This is a genomic window from Streptomyces sp. NPDC057424, from assembly GCF_042803315.1.
Lineage (GTDB): Bacteria > Actinomycetota > Actinomycetes > Streptomycetales > Streptomycetaceae > Streptomyces.
Window position 1 is genome coordinate 88,185 of sequence record NZ_JBHVCP010000008.1, and the last position, 23,079, is coordinate 111,263.

The 23,079-nt window shown below is 73.1% G+C and carries 12 protein-coding genes; 3 read left to right on the plus strand and 9 right to left on the minus strand.

The window, feature by feature from the left end; translation table 11 throughout:
* Positions 1-6: 6 nt before the first annotated feature.
* From ACFU3E_RS09950 to ACFU3E_RS09965, 4 genes are all read right to left on the minus strand, one after another.
* Positions 7-828 (minus strand): ABC transporter ATP-binding protein, encoded by an 822-nt coding sequence (locus ACFU3E_RS09950; protein WP_384154496.1) that lies wholly within the window; start codon positions 826-828, stop codon positions 7-9.
* 20 nt (positions 829-848) lie between these two features.
* Entirely contained in the window at positions 849-1,856 is a 1,008-nt protein-coding gene (locus ACFU3E_RS09955) for a FecCD family ABC transporter permease (RefSeq protein WP_384154498.1), read from the minus strand.
* Positions 1,853-3,001 carry a FecCD family ABC transporter permease gene (locus ACFU3E_RS09960; protein ID WP_384154658.1) on the minus strand — a complete coding sequence of 383 codons (1,149 nt, stop codon included), beginning with the start codon at positions 2,999-3,001 and terminating at the stop codon, positions 1,853-1,855. The genes ACFU3E_RS09955 and ACFU3E_RS09960 overlap by 4 nt, the downstream gene beginning before the upstream one ends.
* Before the next feature lie 98 nt (positions 3,002-3,099).
* Positions 3,100-4,077 (minus strand): ABC transporter substrate-binding protein, encoded by a 978-nt coding sequence (locus ACFU3E_RS09965; RefSeq protein ID WP_384154499.1) that lies wholly within the window; start codon positions 4,075-4,077, stop codon positions 3,100-3,102.
* 85 nt (positions 4,078-4,162) lie between these two features.
* On the opposite strand from ACFU3E_RS09965, the gene ACFU3E_RS09970 reads away from it, so the two are divergent.
* Positions 4,163-5,362: a YncE family protein gene (locus ACFU3E_RS09970; RefSeq protein ID WP_384154501.1), complete on the plus strand. Its 1,200-nt coding sequence runs from the start codon at positions 4,163-4,165 to the stop codon at positions 5,360-5,362.
* A 551-nt stretch (positions 5,363-5,913) separates the two neighbouring features.
* On the plus strand, positions 5,914-6,819 hold the full coding sequence (argB, locus tag ACFU3E_RS09975; protein WP_384154503.1) for an acetylglutamate kinase: 906 nt from the start codon (positions 5,914-5,916) through the stop codon (positions 6,817-6,819).
* Here argB and ACFU3E_RS09980 read toward each other — a convergent pair.
* Genes ACFU3E_RS09980 through ACFU3E_RS09990 form a run of 3 tightly spaced genes read right to left on the minus strand, consistent with a single transcriptional unit; the run spans position 6,806 to position 9,153 of the window.
* On the minus strand, positions 6,806-7,327 hold the full coding sequence (locus ACFU3E_RS09980) for a GNAT family N-acetyltransferase (RefSeq protein WP_384154505.1): 522 nt from the start codon (positions 7,325-7,327) through the stop codon (positions 6,806-6,808). The genes argB and ACFU3E_RS09980 overlap by 14 nt on opposite strands.
* A 30-nt stretch (positions 7,328-7,357) precedes the next feature.
* The gene (locus ACFU3E_RS09985; protein WP_384154507.1) at positions 7,358-8,932 is read right to left on the minus strand and encodes an amidohydrolase; all 1,575 of its coding nucleotides are present in this window, start codon (positions 8,930-8,932) and stop codon (positions 7,358-7,360) included.
* 8 nt (positions 8,933-8,940) lie between these two features.
* Positions 8,941-9,153 carry an MbtH family protein gene (locus ACFU3E_RS09990; RefSeq protein ID WP_062930460.1) on the minus strand — a complete coding sequence of 71 codons (213 nt, stop codon included), beginning with the start codon at positions 9,151-9,153 and terminating at the stop codon, positions 8,941-8,943.
* 93 nt (positions 9,154-9,246) lie between these two features.
* Between ACFU3E_RS09990 and ACFU3E_RS09995 the strand changes: the two genes are divergently transcribed.
* Entirely contained in the window at positions 9,247-10,353 is a 1,107-nt protein-coding gene (locus ACFU3E_RS09995; RefSeq protein WP_384154509.1) for an alpha/beta hydrolase-fold protein, read from the plus strand.
* Between the two features lie 82 nt (positions 10,354-10,435).
* Here ACFU3E_RS09995 and ACFU3E_RS10000 read toward each other — a convergent pair whose 3' ends face one another.
* Both ACFU3E_RS10000 and ACFU3E_RS10005 read right to left on the minus strand, forming a co-directional pair.
* Positions 10,436-12,136, minus strand: a complete 1,701-nt coding sequence (locus ACFU3E_RS10000; RefSeq protein ID WP_384154511.1) for an ABC transporter ATP-binding protein — start codon at positions 12,134-12,136, stop codon at positions 10,436-10,438.
* Complete coding sequence (locus tag ACFU3E_RS10005) at positions 12,126-23,063, minus strand: amino acid adenylation domain-containing protein (protein WP_384154513.1); 10,938 nt, start codon at positions 23,061-23,063, stop codon at positions 12,126-12,128. The genes ACFU3E_RS10000 and ACFU3E_RS10005 overlap by 11 nt, the downstream gene beginning before the upstream one ends.
* Between the last annotated feature and the right edge of the window lie 16 nt (positions 23,064-23,079).

The window sequence follows — 23,079 nt, forward strand, 5'->3', positions numbered from 1 at the left end:
TGAACACTAATGAATCTGATTTTCATATTCAAGAGTGGGGAGAGGGTGATCTGGATAACACACCGGCCAGCCTCCCTCGGGGTCCCGGCCGACCCGGCCGGCCACCTTCAGCACGTCCGCCAGCAACCCCGGTGTCACGACCTCCTCCGGCGTTCCGTCGGCCACCACACGGCCGTCGCGCAGGGCGACGACGCGTTCGGCGAACCGGGCCGCGTGGGCCAGGTCGTGCAGCACCATCACCACGGTGAGCCCGCGTTCCTCGCGCAGGCGAACCACGGTCTGCAGCACGTCGAGCTGGTGGTGCAGGTCCAGGTAGGTGGTCGGCTCGTCGAGCAGGAGCACGCGGGTGTCCTGGGCGAGCGCCATCGCGAGCCGGACCCGTTGCCGCTCACCGCCCGACAGCGCGTCGACGTCACGGTCGGCCCACTCCTCCACCCCCACGTCGCGCAGCGCCCGGCGCACGACAGGGTCGTCGCCCTCGCGCAGCATCCCCAGCGGGCCGCGTGCCGCGTACCGCCCCTGACGGACGAGGTGACTCACCGTCATGCCCGGGACGGCCGGAGCGGACTGGTGCAGCAGCGCCACCCTCCGCGCCGTGGCGCGCCTGGAGAGCCGGGCGAGGTCGTCCCCGCCGAGCCGGACGCTCCCCTCATCCGGTTGCAGCAGCCCGGCGGCCAGCCGCAACAGGGTCGACTTGCCGCAGCCGTTCAGGCCGATCAGCGCGGTCAGTTCGCCCGGCCGGACGGTCAGGTCGACGCCCCGCAGCACGGGTCGTCCGGGGTAGCCGAAGTGGACCCCCTCGACGTGGATCCCCACGGACTCGGTCATGCTCTGTCCTCGATTCGGCTTCAGAACGTACGGCTCGGCGTGCGGCGCACGACGACCAGCAGCAACGCGGCGCCGAGGCACGCGGTGAGCGCCCCGACCGGCAGCGTGAGCCGTCCGGAGTCCAGCGCCCCCGCCAGCAGCCGCGAGGACAGCTGCGCCGCCGCGTCCGCCCCGCACACCACGACCGCGCCCGTCAGGGCGGCGCCGGGAAGGCTCATCCGCAGGTCCGCGCCGAAGACGGCCACCGCCAGGTGCGGTACGAGCAGACCCACGAAGCCCAGCGCCCCGACGGCGGCCACCGCGCCCGCCGTCAGCGCCACCGCGCACAGCAGGGCCAGGGTCCGGGCCCGGCGGGCGGAGAGACCGGCGGCGAGGGCGATGTCGTCCCCGCAGCGCAGCAGGGTCAACGGCCCGGCCAGCAGCCACGCCGCGACCCCCCAGACGAGCGCCCACGGCCACAGCAGGTGCCAGTGCTGCCAGACCCGGCCCTCCGTGGTGCCCACCAGCCACTGGACGACACTGCCGAGTTCGCCCGGCTCCACGAGCAGCACCATGGCGGTGAGCCCGCCGAGGACCGCCGACACCAGAACCCCGTGCACGGCGGTCTGCGCGGGATCACCGCGCCCGCGCCCGGCCAGCAGCCACAGCAGGACCGCTCCGGCGCACCCGCCCGCACAGGCTGCGAGGACGACGGCCAGCGGCGAGTCCCACCCGGCGAGTCCCAGGGCCGTGGCGACGACGGCCCCGAGCACCGCCCCCGGGGTCACGCCCGTCACCTCCGGCCCGGCAAGGGGGTTGCGCAGCGCGGACTGCAGGACGAGCCCCGCCACGGCCAGGCACGCGCCCGCGCCGAGGGCCACCAGCAGCCGCGGCAGGCGCAGCTGGAACAGGATGTGGCGCTCCGTCGCGTCACCGCCCCCGTTGAGGACGTCCCACACCACACCCGGGGACAAGCCGCGCCCGGCCACCACTTCCACCCCGGCGCACACGACGGCCAGGGCCGCGAGAACCGCGAATCGACGGGTCACCGTGCGTCCTCCGTTCCGGTCGTCCTGAGCGCGCGCGAGGGGGTGCCGCCTGCCGCGCCGCGCCCGGGGCCGCCCCCGCGCGCGTGGCCCGACGCCCCCGCGCGAGGAACCTCGTCCGCCGCATCGAAAGCGGTCTTCGGCGGTCCGGGCAGCGGTTCGCCCGCCGCGGCCGAAGCGGCCGGCCCCCGCCGGACCGCCCGGCAGCGGCCACCCGACCGCATCAGCGCGACGCCGGCCGGCACCCCCAGCAGGGCGGTCCAGGCGCCGGCCGGTGTCTCCACGGGCGCCAGCGCCAGCCGGGCCGGGACATCGGCGACCATCACGACGACGGCACCCCAGGCGGCGGACCACGGAAGCCAGCGCACCGCCCCGGCCCCGGGGTCGAACCAGCGCGCAAGGTGCGGGGCGAGGAAGCCCACCCACGCGACGGGCCCGCACACCGCCGTCACCGGGGCGATCAGCACCACGGCGATGGCCAGCGCGCCCAGCCGGGCTCGTTGAGCGCGCACGCCCAGCGCCTCGGCGTCCGCATCACCCAGCCGCATCACCGACAGCACCGGCGCGCACAGCACGAGGGCGGGCACCGCGACGAGCAGCCACGGCCACAGGCCCGTCACGTCCTCCCAGGTGCGGGCGGAGAGGGAGCCGAGCAGGTAGCGGTAGATCAGCTGGAGGTCGAGCTGGTCGGCCATGACCATCAGGACGAGCAGCGCGGCCTGCAACGCTGCGGCGACCGCGGCGCCGGTCAGCAGCACGGCGGACGGGCTGCGGCCCAGCCCGGCGACGAGCAGGGTCAGCCCACCGCCCAGCGCGGCCCCGCCGATGGCCGGCAGAGGCTGGACGGCGGCGGGCAGGGACAGGGACAGCACCAGCGGCGCGGCCACCCCCAGCGCGGCCCCGGACGACACGCCCAGCATCTCCGGCACCGCCAGGGGATTGCGCAGCGCCTCCTGGAGCACCAGCCCGGCCGCCCCCAGACAGGCTCCGGCGACGAGCGCCAGCAGCAGGCGGGGCACGCGGAGTTCGGTGACGACGATCCCGGCAAGGGTGGTGTCGCCGTCCAGCACCGCGGCGACCAGCCGGTGCGGGGGGACGTAGGGGGTGCCGAGGCTGAGCGCACAGACCGAGGAGACGGCCAGCAACACGATCACCAGAAGCGGTTGCCACCTCCGCGCACCGCGCGACGGCCGCTGTCCGCCCGCCGCGGCGCGATCGGCCGCGGCGGGCACCGGGAGGGACTTCCTCACCGCAGCGCGGCCGTGGCCTCGTCGAGGACGATGCCCAGTGAGCGGGTGCCGCGCCCCTTGGCCCACACCTCCGAGTTCACCTCGTGGACGTCGCCGTTCTTCACTGCCGGGATCTTGCCCCAGAGCGGGTTCCCGGCCAGCTTCTCCGACAGCTTGCCGTCTGCGCCGCCGAAGCTCAGCGTCTCGACGAACAGCACGTCGACGCCTTGGGCGAGAATCTCTTCGAGGCTGTAACTTCCTTCCACACCGCGGGACTTCCACGGATAGTCGGCGATCTTGGGGAACAGGCTGGCGGCCACGTCGCCCTCCGGGGTCGCGACGCCGAAGTCCTCGTCGCTGCCGTAGATGATGAGAGCGGTCCTCTCACTCGGGGCCTTCTCGGCCGCGGCGAGCTTGGTCCGGAAGGTCCTCTCGGCCTTCTCCCCCTCGGCGGTCCGACCGGTGAGCGCGGCGACGTCGCGCAGGTAGCCCACGCTGTCCTGCCACGTCTCGGGCTGCATGGCCCAGAACGTGGTGGCTCCCTTGAGCGCCGGGGCGAGCTTGCCGTGGGTGTCCCCCAGCCCGATCACGAGATCGGGCTTGTGGGAGAGGATCGCCTCGACCTCCGGGGCGATGAATCCGCCGGGGATGACGTCCACCTCCTTGGCCTTCTCCTCCCCCAGGAAGTCCGGGTGGGCGAGCAACGCGCTGTTGGTGGCCGTCGGCAGGATGCCCAGTTCCGTCAGGATGTCGTCGCAGAGCGCGAACAGGCAGACGATCCGCTCGGGCTCCTTCTCCAAGGAGATCTTGACGCCGTTGGTGTCGGTCAACTGCGTCGACGCCTTGATGGGTTCGACGGTCACCTCGGTCCTCGCAGCGGGCCCGGCCTTGTCGCTCGCGGGTTCTTCGGACGACGAGCCGCAGCCGACCAGGACGGAGCCCACCAGCGCTGCGGTGATCCAACTGCGGACGAATCTCGACGGTGAGCCCAGCATCGATGCCCTCGCTTCTTCTCAGGTACCGGGAACGCACCGAAGATACATGATAATCGTTTTCATAAAACTGGCTTTCGGAGGACCCATGCCCACTGCCGCATCCGTCCTGCTCGTCTCCGACCACGTGGACGGATCCGTCCACGTGCTGACCGTGCCGGACGGCACCGTCACGGGACGCCTCACCGGCCGTCATCTCTCCGAGCACGCCGGGTTCCTGGCGCTTCCGGGAGGACGGGTCGCCTGCGTCGACGACCGCCGCGGGGAGCTGCTGGTGCTCGATCCCTTCACCGAGAAGCTGGTGGAGCGCACCGTCCCGGTCGCCGTGCCGGCCGAGCACCTCGCCTGCGACCCGTCCGGCCGCCGGCTGGCCACCACCACCGGCCTGGGCAGAAACACCGAACCCTGGTCGGACCTGCTGACGGTCCTCGACCTGGCCACCGGAGAGACCGCGCGGGTCCGCACGCGCGTGGGCGAACCGGGCGTCACGGTGCTCGGCGGCGGCGACCCGCTGGTCGTGCTGCGGCACCGGGAGCCCGGCGCGCTGGCCGTCCACCGGTTCGCGGACCTCCTCGCGGCTCCGCCCGGTTGCCCTCCGGCCACCCCTCACGCGGTCCTGCCACTGCCGGACGACGGACACGGGGACGCACAGGCACCCGGCACCGGACACGTGTTCGCGGCCACGGGCGAGGGAGTGCACCGGGCCCGGAGGAAGGACGACGCCCTCACGGCCGAGCCCGTGATCCCGTGGGGGTCACCCGCCCGGGGCTGGTACCTCCGGCTCGACACCCGCCGGCGGGCCCTGTGGACCACGCTGCGCGGCGGTGACCCGGATCCGCTGCGATGGCCGGAGTGGACCAACCAGGCATGGCGCCACGAGCTGGAGACAGGCCGCACACACCTCACGGAGCTGGGGCCCGGCCTGGTCTTCCGGCTGGCCCTCGCCCGGCGCCACACCGCGTTCACCCGCATCCACCCCGACGGCGACGAGCTCATCCTTCTGGGCGCCCATGACGGCATACGGCGCCTCCCCCTGCCCGCCATGGACGGCGCTCCGCTCCGCGGCGGCACCCCATGGGAGGGTGTCCAACGCCGTGCGGTGGGCGCCTCACCGAGCTCCGACTGGGTCGCCGTCACCCGCGGTGGCCACGGCGAAGTGCACCTCGTCGACGCGGAGACAGGCCACGAGGCGACCCGTCTGCGGCTGAGCACGCCGCTGCACCACGGCGGTCACGTGATACTGCGCACCCGGAACGACGGCGCCGAGGGCGATCCCGTGGGCCGGTGACGACGCGTTCGGCCCGGCAGGGTCCAGGCGCAGGAACAGCCGCCACCTACGGGGGAGGATGTCCGGCACCACGCCACGGCCCGCCGGCGGGACCGGCCGGCGTCCGGACGCCACAAGCCCGGGATCGCCGCGGGCGGTACGCGGTGTGCACGGGTGGCCGCCCCAACTCGGCCCCGGGTCCGGTCTCGCAGCCGCCCAGGAGCATCGGCGAGGTGTCGCTGCCGGCCTGGTTGCCGGATCCGGCACGCGCGAGCGCCGCGGTCTCGTCGCACTGTGCGAGCCACTCCTGGACCCCGGCGGCGGCTTTGGTGACAGGTCGCCGCCCGGCGCGGGACCGACCGTGCGCCCGGGCGAGTTGCGTGCGGGCGTCCCGGGCGAAGTCCTCGGCGTCCACCCTGCCCGGGCGTTCGGGGCCGGCGCCGACGACGGGTTCGACGACGGCGGCATCCCTCCGTGAGCGCGCACCCAGCTCGTCCTCACCGAATACCCGGCGATTAGGTTAGGCTAAGCTAAATTTGGACTCCCCCTGGCCCGGACCTCCCCGGCCCGCCATGAAACGGAGTGACCGCGTGACCGTGACAGCCGCCCGAGCAGGGGATCCGTCCCTCCAGGCACTTCGCCGGCCCGCGGAGCTGCGGGGCAGTGTGGTCGTCGTCAAGTTCGGCGGCAACGCCATGGTGGACGCGAGGCTTCAACTGACCTTCGCCCGGGACGTCGTGGAGCTCTGGCACGCGGGTCTGCGCCCGGTCGTCGTGCACGGCGGTGGACCCCAGATCAGCGCGATGCTCGACCGGCTCGGGCTGGAGACCCGGTTCGAGGCGGGCCTGCGGGTGACCACCCCGGAGACCATGGACGTGGTGCGTATGGTGCTGACGGGGCGCGTCCAGCGGGAGCTGGTCGGTCACATCAACGCCCACGGCCCCTTCGCGGTGGGCCTGACCGGTGAGGACGCCCACACCATGACCGCCGTGCGGCGGCAGGCCCGCGTGGACGGCGAGACCGTGGACATCGGCCTCGTCGGCGACGTCGTGGACGTCAACCCGGCCATGCTGCGCGCCCTGTTGGAGCAGAACCACATCCCCGTCGTCTCCCCCGTGGCACGCGGCGCGGACGGGCAGGTCTACAACGTCAACGCCGATCTCGCGGCGTCGGCCCTCGCCGTGGCCCTCGACGCCGAGCGGCTGGTGGTGCTCACCGACGTCGAGGGACTGTACGCCGACTGGCCGCACAGCACCGAGGTGATCGGGCGTCTGACGGCCGGTGAGCTGGACGGGCTGCTGCCCGGGCTGGCGAGCGGGATGCTGCCGAAGATGGAGGGCTGTCTGCGGGCCGTCCGCGGCGGTGTGCGCACGGCGCACGTGGTGGACGGGCGCGTGCCACGGGCGGTGCTGCGCAGTGTGCTCGCCGAGAGCGGGCCGGGCACCACCGTGGTGCCCGACGCGGTCACGACGCCCTGACCAGGACGCGCGCGTTGCGCCGCGGGTCCAGGGACTGCGCCCAGGGCAGCGGCGCGCGGTGCGCGGCCGTCGGCGTGAAGCCGTGGCGGAGAAACAGTCCGGCACCCCCGGTGGTCGCTGTGAACAGGGTGTCGAGCGACTGGGCGTGCGCCGCGGCCAGCGCCGCGCGTAACAGCCCGGCTCCCACGCCGCTCCCCTGCCGGTGCGCGGCCACGCAGAAGTTGTAGACGACGCCCGCGCGTTCACGGCCCTCCCGCGCGTCCGTGGGGTACGCGCGCAGGCCCACGCAGCCGTCGAGAGTGCCGTCGGGCGACTGGAGGACCAGGAAGTCGGCCGCTTGGGCGGCGTAGAGGGTGACGGGGCGTTCGCGCAGCGCGCCCGAGCGCACGAAGGGCCGGGACAGGGCGGCGAGGGCGGCGGCCTCGTCCGGGCGGGCGGTACGCACCGTGGGCGCCGGTGCGACAAGGGCGCGCGGCAGCGCGGCAGGGCGCGGCGTGGCCGTGGTCAAGGGGTTCCTTCCTCGGCTCCGGGCCGGGGATCAGTCGCGCGGACGGCTCGGGCGGCCGTCGACGTACGTCTCGACCACCTCGATGTCGCCGATGCGCGAGGGGTCGGCGCGCCGAGGGTCGTCGCCGAGGACGACCAGGTCGGCGTGTTTGCCCGGGGTGAGGCTGCCCAGGCGGTCTTCCCAGTGGCAGGCACGGGCACCGGCGGCGGTGTACGCGTGCAGGGCCTGGTCGACGGTGATGGCCTCGTCCGGGCCGATGAGCTGCCCGGTGGCGGAGGCGCGTTCGACCATGAACTGGACGGCGCGCAGGGGCGATCCGTCCGCGACGGGCCGGTCGGAGCTGCCCACCAGCGGGATCCCGTGGTCCAGGAACGCCCTGCCCCGGTACATCCAGGGGGCCCGTTCCGCGCCCATGACCGAGGCGTAGTCGTCGCCGAAGTACCGCAGGAAACTGGGCTGGACGACCGCGCTGACGCCGAGTCGCGCGAAGCGTGGGAGCTGGTCGGGCCGGATCAGCCCGGCGTGTTCGATGCGGTGGCGCGCCTCGGGGCGGGGGCGCAGGCGCTGGGCGCGTTCGATGGCGTCCAGGGCGATGTCGGCCGCGCGGTCGCCGATCGCGTGCACGGCGAGCTGCCAGCCGGCGAGATGGCCGTCCACGATGAGGCCGGTGAGCACGTCCGGGTCGTCCTGCAACTGCCCGGCGTGGTCGAGTCCTTCGTACGGGCTGGTCAGTGCGGCCGTACGGGCCATCATGCCGCCGTCGGTGTAGACCTTCAGCGCGCCCACGGAGAGCCGGTCGTCGCCGAACCCGGTGCGCAGGCCGAGGTCGAGGGCGCGCGGGATGCCGTCGGTCTCGTGCGCGGCGACCGGGCGCAGCCGGTCCGCGGACACCATGAGCTGCACGCGCAGCGGCAACAGGTCCTTGTCCACGGCGAGTTGGTAGGCGCCGAGTTCGACGGGGCTGTGGCCGAAGAGGGCGCCGCCGATACCCGCTTCGGCGCAGGCGGTGACGCCCTCGGACAGGCAGGTGCGGGCCGCGCGGCCGATCGCCGCGGCCAGGTCCTCCTGGGAGTGCGGCAGGCGCAGGGCGCGGGCGGCGCCCATGGCCTGCTCGGCGAGGAAGCCGCTCTCGTGCGGGATGCCGGCGGGAAGCAGGTCCAGGACCGCGGTGTTGACCACGCAGCCGTGCCCGGAGTCGTGCAGCAGGTAGAGCTTGCGTCCGTCGCTGACCCGGTCCAGTTCGGCTGCGGTCAGATGGCGGCCCAGGGCCCGCTGGTCGTAGCCGGCGATGCTCACCCAGTCGCCCGGTGCGCGGGTGCGGGCGACGGCCTCGGCCACGATCGCGAGCACGTCGTCGACGCGGGTGCGGCCCGCGATGCTCGGGGTGTTCTGCTTGAACCCGGTCCAGGCGAGGTGGACATGGGCGTCGATGAACCCCGGCAGCACCGTTGCGCCCTGCAGGTCGACGGTCTCCCGGGCGGGCAGGGAGGTCACGGCCTCGTCGAGACCCGCGATCCGGCCCTGCCAGATGCCCAGGTCACGGGCGACCGGGTGGTCCGGATCCATGGTGAGGAAACGGGCGTTGGTCAGCCGGGTGCACAGCATCGGCGGGCTCAGGCGTCCTGGGACGCTGCGAGGGACCGGGGGCGCAGGTCCGTCCAGTGGGTCTCGACGTACTCCAGGCATGCCTCGCGGGTGTTCTCGGCGAAGGCGATCGTCCATCCCCCGGGCACCTCGGCGAAGGACGGCCAGAGGGAGTGCTGGCCCTCGTCGTTCACCAGGACCAGGAATCGGCCGTCGTTGTCGTCGAAGGGGTTGGTGCTCATGTGCGGTGCCTCCTCGGAGGGCCAAGATTAGGTTAGGCTCGCCTAATTGACGGAGCTTAGCCTCTGCCCCTTCCCTCTCACAAGGAGACGTTCATGTGCGTGGCCGCGGTCGACAGGGACGACGCCTTCGCCGCGTTCGGACTGCCGGGCGCGCCCGGCGGTGACGCGTTCTGGGCCGCCGCGGGCGCACCCGTGGCGGTGCCCGACGGCGACGGCGGCTGGGTGACCTTGTTCCTGTGGCGCGGGTCCGAGCCGGTCACCGTCGAGTTCGAGAGCTGGTCGGATCCCGTCCCCCTGCGCCGGTGGGACGGCTCGGACTGCTGGTACGCCGAGGTGCGCATGCCCGCGCGGTTGCGGGCGACGTATCGGTTCCTGGTGGGAGACGCCTCGTACGCCGACCCGTTCAACCCGGCCGGGGCGGGCGGTGACCGGTCCATCGTCGCGACGCCGGACGCGCCGGAGCAGCCGCACTGGCCCGTGGTCGGGGCCGACGCGGTTCTGCCCGTGCCGCGTGCGCGGATTCGCTGGACGAGTCAGCGGCTGGGCGGGCGGCGGACGGTGCGGGTTCATCCGGCGGGGGGTGGCGGGCCGGTGGTGTTGCTGCTCGACGGGGACGACTGGCTGTATCTGCATCCGGCTGTGACCGCGTTCGATTCGGCCGTGGCGGCCGGCGAGTCGCCGCCGGTCACTCTCGTCTTCCTGCCTGCCAAGGACCGGGCAGCCGAGTTCGCGTGCCGGCCCGCGTTGTGGGAGGCGGTGCGGGACGAACTGCTGCCGCTGGTGGCGGAGTCGGGCGTGCCCGCCGACCTGGAGCGGCTCGTGGTCGCCGGGCAGAGTCTCGGAGGGCTGAGCGCGGTGTACGCGGCGCTGGAGTTTCCCGAGGTGGTCTCGCGGGTCGCCTGTCAGTCGGGGTCGTTCTGGTGGACGCCGGATGCGTCGGAGCGGGCCGATCCGCTGGGCGGGCCGGTCGGTGGCGCCGTTGCCGAGCGGCTGCGGGAGGGTGCCGATCTGTCGGGACTGCGGGTGGCGTTCGATGCCGGGGAGCACGAGGCCCGGATGCTACCGCACTGCGACCTGGTGGAGACCTTGGCCGAGCGGGCCGGGGCGACCGTGCGGGTCTCCCGGTCCGCGTCGGGGCATGACCGGGCCGGGTGGCGGCAGGCGCTGCTCAGGGACGTGGCCTGGGCGCTGCGGGAATAGCGCCGTTGTCGGATGCGGGTGGGGGGCCGGTCGCGCCGATCCCCGCGCCCCTTGAGGCATCTTCCCCGGACCCCTCGGACATTCACCGCGCGACCGCCAGGCAGTACGCCTCGTCCCGGGACAGCAGGTTGCGGTGGGTGCCCTCCGCCGCGATGACTCCGTCGTCCAGGACCAGGACCCGGTCCGCGGCGTCCAGGAACGCCGGGCTGCTGGTGATCACGATCGTCGTGCGGCCCCGGCGCAGCTTCGCCACGTTGCGGGCGATGAGTTGTTCGGTGACCGCGTCCACCGCTGTCGTCGGGTCGTGCAGGACGAGGACGTCGGTGTCGGCGGCCAGGGCGCGGGCCAGGGAGAGGCGCTGGCGCTGGCCGCCGGAGAGGTTGGCGCCCCGGTCGCGGACGCCGTAGTCGAGGCCCTCGCGGTGCAGGGCCACGACGTCGGTCAGCATGGAGGCCTCGACGGCGCCGGGGACCGTGCGACTGGTGCCCGACGGGTCGATGTTGGTGCGGAGGGTGCCCGCGAAGATCTCCCCGTCGTACGGGTTGACCAGCATGTGCTCGCGGACCGCCTCGACGGAGAGGTCCGCCAGCTCCCGGCCGCCGATCCGCACCGTTCCCTCGTACGCGTCGGGCGGGACGCTGACGGCCAGGACGGCGGCGAGGTCGGCCGCCGCGCGCGGCTGGTAGGGGGCGATGGCGACGAACTCGCCCGCCTTCACCTGGAACTTCAGGTCGGTCAGGGTGCCGTGGCGGACACAGTCCATCTCCAGGTCGCCGCCCGCGGGCGGGCGTTCGGAGCCCGGGGTCATCACCGGCGGGGCCGACAGCACCAGCGCCATCCGCTCGGCCGAGGCGCGGGCGATCATCACGTACTTGGGCATCTCCGAGAACAGCTTGAGCGGCTCCATGATGAACTGCGCCAGGCCCACGGCCATGACGAGCTCCCCGACGGTGATCCGGCCCTCGAACGCCAGCCAGCCCGCCGTCAGGGTCACGGCGCCGGCGAGGACCGCGTTGAGGGCCAGCGCGGTACCCGCGTAGACGCCGTTCACCTTGGCCACGGTGATCGACTGGTGTTTCGCCTCGGTGCTGACCTTCCGGTAGGACCGGAACGCCGCGTGGTTGCCTCCGAAGCCGTGCAGCGGGCGCAGGCCGGTGATCAGGTCGGCGACCTTCGCCCCCGCCCGCGCGACCCGGGCCTGCTGCTCCTGGGTGCTGCTGCCGATCCGCTTGGACATCACGCTGAGGATCGACAGGATCGCGACGGTGCCCGCGATCACCAGCAGACCGAGCCGCATGTCGGCCAGCCCCAGGGCGACCGCCGCGACCAGCACAGCGACGAGTGAGCTGATCAGCAGCGGCACCACCTCGATGATGTCGGCGGTCTGGTCGGCGTCCTCGGTGGCGATGGTCAGCACCTCGCCGGACTTGAGGTCGACGTCCCTGGCCACGGGCTGCAGGCCGCAGGCGGCGACCTTCACCCGCCAGCGGTGCGCCTCGGTCGTGTTGGCCTTCTGCAGGATCCGCATGCCGAACCGCCACGACAGCGACACCGTCGTGATGATCACGGCGAGCGCGCCGATCGACACGGCGAGCGCCTGGAGGCTGCGGCCGTCCCGCATCGTGTGCTCGACGATCAGGCCGAGCGCGATGGGGAACGCCGTCTCACCGGCCTGGTAGAGGCCCATGAGGAGGGTGCCCCAGGCCATGGCGCCGATGTTGCGGCGCAGGGCGGTCCGGAGGATGGCGGCCCCGTGGCGGGGCCGCTGCGTGTCAGTTGTCATCGAGGTGGCGGGCAATCGCTTCCGGGGTTCGCAGGGTGAACAGATCGCGGATCGTGATCACGGGACCGTACTCGCGGCGGAGCAGCCCGACGAGCCGTACCGCCAGCATGGAGTGTCCTCCCAGGGACACGAAGTCGCTCACCGCGCTCACCTCGTCGTCGTCCAGGTCCAGTGCCTCGGCGAAGTACTCGCAGACCACGGTCTCGGTCTCGGTCTGCGGGCCCCGCTCCCCCGCCGTGGTCAGCGCGCCCAGCGGCTTGGCCTCGGGCAGTGCCTTGGTGTCAGCCTTCCCGTTCACCGTCAGCGGGATGCTGTCGACCTGGGCGTAGTGCGTGGGCCGCAGGAAGTCCGGGAGCCCGGCGCCCACTTCGGCGGCGACGGCTCCGAGCTCCGCGCCCTCCAGGACCAGGTAGGCGGCCAGCCGGTAGGCGCCGTCGACCTGCGGGTCGGGCTGGGCGACCGCGGCGGCGAACCGCACCGCCGGGTGCGCCGCGAACACCGCCTCGACCTCGCCGGGTTCGACCCGGTGACCGCGGATCTTGACCTGCTGGTCGGTGCGGCCCAGGTACATCAGGTTGCCGTCCGGCCGGCGGACCACCAGGTCACCGGTGCGGTACATGCGCTCGCCGGGCTCGCCGAACGGGCAGGCGACGAAGCGGTGCGCGGTCTGGGCGGGCTGCCCGAGGTAGCCGCGTGCGATGCCGACGCCCGACACGTACAGCTCGCCGGGTACGCCGTCCGGCAGCGGCCGCAGCCACGGGTCCAGGACGTACACGTCCGTGTTGTCGATGGCCACGCCCACCACCGGGTCCACGCACTCGAAGGTGCCGACGCCCAGGGTGTTGATGGTGTACTCGGTGGGCCCGTACAGGTTGTAGCCGACCGTGCCCTCGGTGTCGGCGAGCCGCTGCCACAGCGTCGGGGTGACGGCCTCACCGCCGAGCAGCACCAGCGCCGGGCGCCGGGCCGGGTCGTCGAGCAGGCCCTCGGCCACCAGCTGCTGCGCGTAGGTCGGGGTCACGTTGACGACGTCGATCCCGTGCTCCAGGCAGTACGCCACCAGCCGGGGCGCGTCCCGGCGCAACTCCTCGTCGCAGATGTGCACTTCGTGGCCGTCGGCGAGCCACAGCAGTTCCTCCCACGACATGTCGAACGCGAACGACACGGTGTGCGCGATCCGGAAGACCCGGTGGCCGTGTTCCGCCAGCACCGGCTCGAAGATCCGGCGCTGGTGATTGATCAGCATGTTGGTGAGCCCGGCGTACTCGGTCACCACGCCCTTGGGCTTCCCGGTCGAGCCGGAGGTGTAGATCGTGTACGCGGGGTGACGCAGCCGGTCCGGGTCGTCCGGCGCGAACGTCACGAACGGCTCGGCCTCGGGAAGCGGCCGGTCCAGTTCGATCAGTTCGCCCGTCAGCCGGGGCGACACGGTACTCACGGTGAGGATCACGTCCGGCCGGGCGTCCTCGACGATGGCGGCGATCCGCTCGTCCGGGTGGTCCAGCTCCAGCGGCACGTACGCGGCGCCGACCCGCAGGACGGCGAAGAGCGCCGCGATCCAGTCGAGGGAGCGCGGGATGGCGAGGCCCACGGTCGTCTCCGGCCCGATCCCGCGCGCGGCGAGCACACCCGCCACGGCCCGGCTGCGGTCGCGGAGTTCGGCGAACGTCAGCGTCGAGCCGTGGGCGACGAGCGCCACCCGCTGCGGGTCGCGGTCCGCCGCCCGGTCGAACCGGTCGACGACGGTGTCCGTGCCGACGCCGGTGCGTGCGGCCCGCTCGGGAACCGTGCCCAGACCCCGCAGCGCGCCCACCGGCCCGGTCGCCCGGGCCAGGTCCTCGAGCACGCTCAGGTAGTCGTCGAGGAGACGGCGGGCGTTCCCGGTGTCGCCGTCGCGGTACTCCAGTTTGACCGTGAGCCGGTCGCCGGGCGTCACGACCCAGGTGAACGGATAGTGGGTGGAGTCGTCGGCCTTGACCGAGGTGATGCCGTGCCGGGCGTTCATCTCGGCGAACGCGTCCATGTCCAGGAAGTTCTGCAGCACGAACAGGTTGTCGAACAGGGTGTCGTGTCCGCTGGCCCGCTGGATCTCGCCGAGCCCGAGGTGCTCGTGCTCCATCGCCTCGACGCGGGCCGCCTGGACGGCCGACAGGTAGGCGCGGACCGTGTCGTCCGGGCGGGCCCGGGTCCACATCGGCACGGTGTTGAGCAGCACGCCGACGATGCCGGACAGTCCCTCGCCGTCGCGGCCGGAGACGGTCACGCCGAACACGGCGTCGCCACGGCCGGTGTGTGCGCCGAGCAGCAGGCCGAACGCGCCGGTCAGCACCGAGTTCAGGGTGACGCCGTGCGCCCGGGCCGCCTCCCGCACCAGGGCGGACTGTTCGGCGGACAACGTGTGCACGAGAGCCTTCGGCAGGTCGTCCGAGAAGGACGGCGCCGGCCCGGCGAGCAGCGTCGGGCCGGGCAGAGCCGCCAGATGGTCCGCCCAGAAGCGCTCCGACCCCGCCGCGTCCCTGGCGGCCAGTGCCTGGGCGTACTCCTCGAAGCCCGGCGAGGACGGCGTCGGATCGAGGGGCTCGCCGGCGAGGACGGCACGGTAGGCGTCGAACAGGTCGCGCAGGACGATCTCCCGGGACCAGCCGTCCCACAGCAGCAGGTGGTAGCTGAGCAGCAGGCCGTCCCGGTCACCGGGCAGGTGTACGACGGTCAGCCGGATCAGCGGCGGCTCACCCGGGTCGAACCCCCTGTCCCGGTCCCGGGCACGCAGGGCGTCGGCCTCCGCTTCCGTCGGCAGGGTGACCGTACGGACGTCGACCCGCCGGCCGGCCTTGAGGACCTGCACCGGGTTCCCGTCGTCGTCGGTGCCGAAGCCGGCGCCGGCGACCGGGTGCCGCGCGATCACGTACGCCATCGCCTCGGCCAGCGCGCCGGTGTCCAGGCGCCGATCGAAGGTGAACCAGTTCTGCGCGACGTAGTGTCCGGCGGAGCCCGCCATCTGTGCCTGGAAGAACAGGCCGCGCTGGAGCGGGGTGACCGGTGCGGTGCGCTCGGCCGTCGCCGCGGCGTCCGCGAGGTGCTGGAGCGCGCCGCGCCAGTGCTCGGTGATCTCGTCGGGGATACCGTCGGCGAGGACGAACTCGGCGAGCAGACTTCCGGTCGCCTCGTCGGTCCACGCGTTGACCTCGACGGCGTACGGGCTGCCCTGGTCGCCGCCGGTCAGGTGCAGCGCCTGGGACTCGCTGCCCCGGCCGAGGTAGTTGAACAGCACCTGCGGGCGGGCGGTCAGCAGCGGGGCCGTCTGCGGGTTGAGGTACCTGAGCCGGCCGTAGGCCACGTGCCCGGCCTCGTCCGGCTGGCGCGCGACGATCTCGCGCGCGGCGGCGACCGGGTCGGTGTGCGGGGTGAGCCGCACGGGTGCGATGGAGGTGAACCAGCCGACCGTACGGGTGTAGTCGTGCTGTGCGAGGACCGGGACCCGGCCGTGCCGCTCCAGGTCGATCGCGAGGTCGGTGGGCGAGGGCTGGATCCGGGTCAGCGCGGTGCGCAGGGCGCCGCACAGCAGCTCGGTGAGACCGGCGCCGAGTGCGGCGGGCGCGGTGCGCGTGAGACGGTCGCTCACATCGGGGGCGAGCACGACGGTGGTCTCGCGCAGTCCGCCGGGGGCGGGCAGCAGTTCGGGTGCCTGGAGTGTGGTGACCCAGCGGCCGAGGTCGTCGGCGGCGTGGGCCGACCGCAGCGTCAGGGCTTCGGCGTACTCGGCGTAGGACGTGGTGGGCGGGGCCAGGGCCTGCCCGCGCAGGGCCGCCGCCAGGTCGTCCAGCAGGATCAGCCAGGAGACCGCGTCGACGGCCAGGTGGTGCACCGTGACCACGAGGGTGCGGCTCGCCTCCAGCCACACGAACGCGATGACGTCGCTGGACCCGGGGTCGAGCCGCCCGGCGGCCTCGTCGGCGACGGCCGTCGCGTCGGTGGTGTCCGGGCGGGCGACGGTGATGTCGCGGGCGGGGTCGGTGCGCAGGGCCCATACCCCGTGTGCGGTGTCGAGGCGCAGCCGCAGGACCGGGTGTGCGGCGACCACGGCGTTCGCGGCGCGTACGGCGTCGGTGTAGCCGGTGCCTTCGGGGGCCTGGAGGGTTCTGGCCTGGGCGAAGCGGGTGAGGGAACCGCCGAGTTCGCGCTGGCGGAGGATGATCGGGGTGGGGGGCAGGGGGCCGTCTTCGCGGTGGACCGGCTCCGGCGTGGGCGGGTGTGCGGGTGTTCCCAGGTGTTCGGCCAGTGCCCGGGGTGTCTTGAGCAGGAAGACGTCCCGGGGGGCTATGGGCAGGCCCAGTGCCCGGGCCCTGTTCACGACCGTGATGGCGATGATGCTGTCGCCTCCGGCGCGGAAGAAGTCGGTGTCGGCGGTCACGTCCGAACCGGGTAGCGTCCGCGTGAAGATCTCGACGAGCGTGGCCAGCGCCGAGTGTTCGCCTGCGGGTGCGTTGTGGCTTGTCGCACCCCGCGGCGGAGCGGCACATGGATACAGCCCCGCGCCCCCGGAGGAACGCTCCACCAGAGCCTTGCGATCGAGCTTGCCGTTGATCGTCAGGGGCAGGGCGTCGATCGGGAGCACTCGGCCCGGGACCATGTGGACAGGCAGCTTCTCCGACAGCCGACGTTCGAGATCACCCGGCACGCCGCCCACGACGTGCGCCACCAAGTGGTCGCCGCTCCCCGCCACCGTCACGGCCACGTCGGTCACGCCGTCCAGGGCCCTGATCGCGGCCTCCACCTCACCCAACTCGATGCGGAATCCCTTGAGTTGCACCTGGTCGTCCGCACGGCCGGTGAAGACCAACTCGCCGTCGAGAGCGCGGATCGCGAGGTCGCCCGTGTGGTACATGCGGGAGCCGTCGGCCGTGAACGGGTCCGCCACGAAGCGGCCCGCGGTGAGCCCGGGCCTGCCCAGGTAGCCGAGCGACACCTGGTCGCCGGCGACGTAGATGGCGCCCTCCCGGCCGGGCGGCACCGGGCGGAGCCGGTCGTCGAGCAGGTAGGTGACCAGGCCCGGGATCGGTCCGCCGATGGGGCTGACGTCGTCGCCGGGGCCGAAGTCGGCGTCGGTCAGCACCCGGTGGGTGACGTGGACGGTGGTCTCGGTGATGCCGTACATGTTGACCAGCTCGGGGGCAGCCGTGCCGTGCCGCTCGACCCAGCCGCGCAGCCGTCCGGGGTCCAGTGCCTCGCCACCGAAGATGATCCGGCGCAGGGCGGGCAGCGGTTCGCCGGCGAGCCGGTCGGCCTCGATGAACTGGTAGAAGGCGGACGGGGTCTGGTTGAGCACGGTAACGCCCCGCTCGCGGACCAGCCGGTGGAAGTCGACCGGGGAGCGCGTCAGCCCGTACTCGGGTACCAGCAGTTCACCGCCGTGCGCCAGCGCGCCCCACAGCTCCCAGACGGCGAAGTCGAAGGAGAAGGAGTGGAACTGGACCCAGACGTCGTCCGGGCCGAAGTCCATGTCGGGCCGGGTGTGGGCGAGCAGCGACACCACGCTGGAGTGCGGGACGACGACGCCCTTGGGGCGGCCGGTCGATCCGGACGTGTAGATCACGTAGGCCGGGGTGTGCCGGTCGGGCTCGGGCACGGGGTCCGTGGGGGCGGCCGGGGGCTCTTCGCCCTGCACCAGCACCCGGGCGGGCACACCCGCCCGGGCCAGGAGTGCCGTGCAGCGGTCGCGCTGGTCACGGTCCACGAGGACGACCTGGGGGGTCGCGTCGGCGAGGATGTACTCCAGCCGTTCGTCCGGGTAGGCCAGGTCCAGCGGGACGTACGCGCCGCCCGCGCTGACGATCGCGACCAGGGCGACGACCTGTTCCAGGGAGCGCGGGACGGCCACGGCGACCCGCTTGCCCGGGCCGGCCCCGGCCGCGCGCAGGGCGGAGGCCAGGGCGTCCTTGGCAGCGGACAGTTCGCCGTAGGTGAGGGAGCGGGCGGCGCCGTCGAGGCCGCACTGGGTGACGGCTGTGGCCGCCGGGTCGCGTCGGGCGGCGGCGTCGAACAGGCCGCCCAGGGTGGCCGGGGTGGCCGGGGTGATCGGTGCGGGACGCCGCTCGCTCTCGGGCGTCAGGCCGTCGACCGGGGTCTCCGGGTGGGTGAGCAGGCCGGTCAGGGCCCGGGTGAACGCGCGCAGGATCGCCCGGGCGGTCGTCTCGCGCAGGAGTTCGGCGTCGTAGATGAGGTTGAAGCGCGGGCGGCCGTCGAGTGTGCGCTCGGCCACCAGGGTCAGCGGGTAGTGCGGGGCGCCCTCGTTGACGAGGTCCGTGATGGCCAGCGTGTCGCCGGGCCGCCGCAGGGAGGTCACGTCGGTGGCTACGTCGAACACCACGAGCGTGTCGAAGAGGGCACCGGCGCCGCTCTGGCGGCCGATGCGCGCCAGGGAGACGTGCTGGTGCGGCAGGACCGCGCTCTGGTGGTCGCGCACCGAGGCGAGCAGGCCGGCCGCGGTGGTGCCGGGGGTCCAACGGGCGCGTACGGGGATGGTGTTGATGAACAGGCCCACCATGTCCCCGATGCCGGGCACGTCGGCGTCGCGACCGGAGACCGTGGAGCCGAACACCACGTCCCGGCCCTGGAGGAGGCCGCCCAGGGTGAGGGCCCAGGCGCTGTGCACGGCGACGCTCAGCGGCACCCCGGCCTCGCGGGCGGCGGTGTCGATGTCGCCCTCGGGCTCCACGGCGGTGTCGGCGAAACGGTCGGAGGGGGTGTGCCCCTCGGCGATCAGCGAGGGGCCGGGCAGGTCGGCGAGTTCCTCGCGCCAGACGCGGTCGCTCTCGGCGGCGTCGCGGCCGGCGAGCCAGTGGACGTAGTCGGCGAAGCCGCCCAGCGGGTAGACGGTGCCCGGTGCGTGGTACTCGGCGAGCAGCGCGCGGAGCATGGGCGGAACGGACCAGCCGTCGGCGATGATGTGGTGCACGGTCTGCACCAGGACGTTCCGTCCGGAGCCGGTACGGATGAGGGTGTACCGCATGAGGGGGCCGGTGGCCAGGTCGAAGCCGGTGCGGCGGTCCCGTTCGGCGAGGTCGCGTATCTCCTCGTCGGTGATGCCGGGGCGGTCCAGCGTGGTGAAGGGGGCCTCGGCGCCGTTCTCCAGGACCGAGACCACGCGGCCGTCGGCGAGGGCCGTGAAGCGGGCGGCGAGGTTCGGGAACAGGGTGAGCAGGCGGGTGGCCGCCGTCGCGAGCCGGTCGGCGTCCACCTCGCCGTCCAGCGTGAGCAGTTGCTGCTCGACGTAGGCGCCCGCCGAGTCGTCGTCGAAGACCGAGTGGAAGTAGAGGCCTTCCTGCAATGGGGTCAGGGGCAGGATGTCCCGCAGCGCCGGGCCGTCCAGGGCGTCGACGTCGGTCTGGGTGAGCGGCACCAGGGGGAAGTCGCTGGGCGAGTGGCCGCCCTGGTCGAGCGCGGCGAGCCCGGCCAGGGCCGTGCGGAAGTAGTCGCCGAGTGTCGTGATGTCGGCGTCGGTGAACATGCCGTCGGGCCAGGAGATGGTGGTGACCAGCTCGTAGGCGCCGGAGGCGGCGGATTCGGCGATCGCGTTGAACTCCAGGGCGCGCGGCAGCCGCATCCGTGGATCGCGCTTCTCGCCCAGCTGGCCGGTGGTGCCCGCGAGTTGCCAGTCGCCGGGGGCGCCGGCGGCGAAACGGCCGAGGTAGTTGAAGAGCACCTGAGGGGCGGGAGTGTCGAACCCGGTGTGGGTGAGGTAGCGCAGGGCGCCGTAGGAGACGCCGTTGTCCGGTACCCGGGCGAGGTCTTCCTTGACCGCCTTGAGCGCGGCGGTCAGGTACTCGGGGGCGGTGAGGTCGGGTGCCGTGCCGGGGTCCACGGTGACCGGGAAGAGAGTGGTGAACCAGCCCACGGTGCGCGACAGTTCCGGCTCGAAGCCGGCGGAGCCCGCCACGAACCGCCCTTCGCGGCCGTGGCCTTCGAGCTCGATGTGGGCGAAGGTCTGGTCCTGGCCGAGGTCGCGGCGCCGGCGGGCGAGGGCGACGGCGAGCGCGGTGAGCAGGACGTCGTTGACGCCGGCGTGGAACTTCGCGGGGATCTCGTTCAGCAGCGCGGCCGTGACCTCGGGGCCGACCGCCACGGTCCGCAGGCGTTCGTTCGCCACGATGTCGGTCCCGGACAGGGCCCGGCGGGCCAGCGGATGGTCCTCGCCGGGCAGGGGACGCCAGTAGTAGGAGCTGTCGGCGTCGAAGGCCGCGCGTTCCAGCAGCTGGGTCCAGCGCCGGAACGACGTGCCCACCGGGGGGAGTTCGATGGGGGCGCCCGAGGAGAACTGCCGCCAGGCGGTGGCCAGGTCCTCCATCAGGACGCGCCAGGAGACGCCGTCGATGACCACGTGGTGGGCGACCAGGACGAGTTGGCGGGCCTCGGGGCGCCAGACAGCCCGGAGCATCGCGCCGTTCGAGGGGTCCAGTCCGGCGGCGGCGAGGGCGACGCACTCGTCGAGCGGCCGGTCGCTCTGCTGCGCGCCGGGTACGGCCCGGTCCGCCTCGGGGATGTCGAAGCTCCAGCGGCTGCCGCGTACCAGCCTGGCGCGGAGCATGTCGTGCCGGGCGACCAGGGCGGTGAGGATCGTGTCGAGGGCGTCGGCTGTCAGGTCTGCGGGGGTGGTGAGGACGACCGACTGGACGAAGCCGTCGATGGCGTCCGTGGTCTCGCCGAGCCACTGCACGACGGGCGAGCCCACGACGGTGCCGGTGGCGACATCGGCGTGGTCCACGGCGGACACGTCCTCGCGGCTCGCGACCGCTGCCAGCGCGCCCACGGTGCTGTGGGTGAAGATCTGCCGTGCCGTGACGTGCAGGCCCTGCTCGCGCAGCGCGCTCAGCAGGGAGATCGCCAGGATGCTGTCGCCGCCGAGCTGGAAGAAGTCCTGGTCGACGCCGGCCTCCGGGATGCGCAGCACCTCCGCGACGGCGGCGCACACCGCGCGTTCGTCGTCGGTGGTGGGGTGGACGAGGGAACCGGTCTCGATGCCGGGCTCGGGCAGGGCGTTCCGGTCGAGCTTGCCGTTGGCGGTGAGCGGGAACTCCTCCAGCACGACGATGTGGGCGGGCACCATGTACTCGACCATGTGCGCGCCGGCCCATGTCTTGACCTCGTCGGCCCGCAGCTCCTCGCTGCCGGCGGCGGGTATGACGTAGCCGACGAGGTAGGTGCCGCCGGCCGCGTTCTTCTGCGCGACGACGCAGGTGTGCCGGACGCGGGGGTGTTCGGCGAGAGAGGCCTCGACGTCCTCGATCTCCAGCCGCATGCCGCGGATCTTGATCTGGTTGTCGGCGCGGCCGAGGAAGTCCAGCGATCCGTCGGGGGCGAAGCGGGCGAGGTCGCCGGTGCGGTAGAGGCGGGAGCCGTCGTTCGCGAAGGGGTTGGCGACGAAGCGGGAGGCGGTCAGGCCGGGCGCGTTGACATAGCCGCGGCCCAGGAGGAAGCCGCCGACGTAGAGTTCACCGCCGACGCCGACCGGGACCGGGCGCAGTTCCTCGTCCAGAACGTAGAGCTGGGTGTTGGGGTTGGCCTTGCCGATGGATGTCGACAGCCGTTCCGCGGCGCCCCGGTAGATGACGTGCGAGACGCCGATGGTCGTCTCGGCGGGGCCGTAGCCGTGGTACATGGGGATGTTGTCGAGCTTGGTGCGGAACCGCTCGTACAGCTCCGGGGTGAGCACCTCCCCGCCGCACCACACGTGCCGCAGGCTGTCCAGGCGGCCGGAGTCGCCGGCCATCTCCAGCAGCACGTCCAGCATGGACGACACCAGATACGTGAAGGTGACGCGGTGTTCGGCGATGACGCTCAGCAGGTGGTGCGGGTCGCGTTCGCCGCTGGGCCGCAGGACGACGAGCCGGCCGCCGGAGACCAGCGGCAGGAAGATCTCGTTGATGGAGATGTCGAAGGACAGCGGCGCCTTGAACAGCGAGGCGTCGTCGTGGCCGAAGCCGAGGATCTCGTTCACCTGCCACAGCAGGCGCTCGCTGATCGCCTCGTGCCGGATCATCGCGCCCTTGGGGCGTCCGGTGGAACCGGACGTGAAGATCACGTAGGCCAGCGCGTCGCCGAGGACGGTGACGTCGGGCCCCTGCGCCGGGTACGAGCCGTACCGCCAGTCACCCAGGTCGACGGCCACGGCGTCCGGTTCGGCCGGGTCGTGCTCGCCCGAGGTGTTGAGCTGGACGACGACCCGGGCGTCCTCGATGACGACGGCCCGGCGCCCGGCGGGCCACTGCGGATCCAGCGGTACGAAGGCGCACCCGGCCTGGAGCACGGCCAGCAGCCCGATGACCATGTCGGCGGAGCGGGTCAGGGAGATCCCCACCACCTGTTCGGAACCGAGTCCGCGCGCGAGCAGGTGGTGGGCCAGCTGGCCGGCGCGTTCGGCTGCCTCACGGTACGTCAGCGACCGGTGCTCGTCGATGACGGCCACGGCGTCCGGCCGGGCACGCGCCTGCTCGTGGAACAGCTCCACGATGGTGGGGCGGACCCGGTCGGCCCGGTTGTCGTTCCACCCGGCCAGGGTCCGGAGTCTGTCCGCGACGCAGGACGGGCCGATGGTGCCGAGGGGCCGGTCCGGGAAGTCGGCCAGGTCGTCCAGGGCGAGCTGGGCGTCCTCGGGTGTGACGCCGTCGGGGACGGTGATGCCGTGGCCGTCCGGGGTGACGTCCCAACCGCCAGGCGCGGCACGGCCGTTGTCGACCCAGCCGAGGACGTCGGCGAAGAGGGTGCCGGGGGTGAGGTCGATGCCCTCGGGGCTTCGGCCCGTCGCCCAGTACGACAGGCCGATGGCGCAGGCCTCGGTGATGGTCCTGTCCGGGTAGTCGCCGATCCGCCGGCGCACATCGGCCAGGCGCGTGGGAGACAGCAGTGCGAGACGAGCGTGCGGTTCCATCATCGAAGACTCAGCGTCC

Bases quoted from the DNA above. Each gene is read 5' to 3' on its own strand.
- ACFU3E_RS09950 (WP_384154496.1), bottom strand. From the start codon at position 828: ATGACCGAGTCCGTGGGGATCCACGTCGAGGGGGTCCACTTCGGCTAC.
- ACFU3E_RS09965 (WP_384154499.1), bottom strand. From the start codon at position 4,077: ATGCTGGGCTCACCGTCGAGATTCGTCCGCAGTTGGATCACCGCAGCG.
- ACFU3E_RS09990 (WP_062930460.1), bottom strand. From the start codon at position 9,153: ATGAGCACCAACCCCTTCGACGACAACGACGGCCGATTCCTGGTCCTG.
- ACFU3E_RS10005 (WP_384154513.1), bottom strand. From the start codon at position 23,063: ATGATGGAACCGCACGCTCGTCTCGCACTGCTGTCTCCCACGCGCCTG.
- ACFU3E_RS09995 (WP_384154509.1), top strand. From the start codon at position 9,247: ATGTGCGTGGCCGCGGTCGACAGGGACGACGCCTTCGCCGCGTTCGGA.
- ACFU3E_RS10000 (WP_384154511.1), bottom strand. From the start codon at position 12,136: ATGACAACTGACACGCAGCGGCCCCGCCACGGGGCCGCCATCCTCCGG.
- argB (WP_384154503.1), top strand. From the start codon at position 5,914: ATGAAACGGAGTGACCGCGTGACCGTGACAGCCGCCCGAGCAGGGGAT.
- ACFU3E_RS09985 (WP_384154507.1), bottom strand. From the start codon at position 8,932: ATGCTGTGCACCCGGCTGACCAACGCCCGTTTCCTCACCATGGATCCG.
- ACFU3E_RS09970 (WP_384154501.1), top strand. From the start codon at position 4,163: ATGCCCACTGCCGCATCCGTCCTGCTCGTCTCCGACCACGTGGACGGA.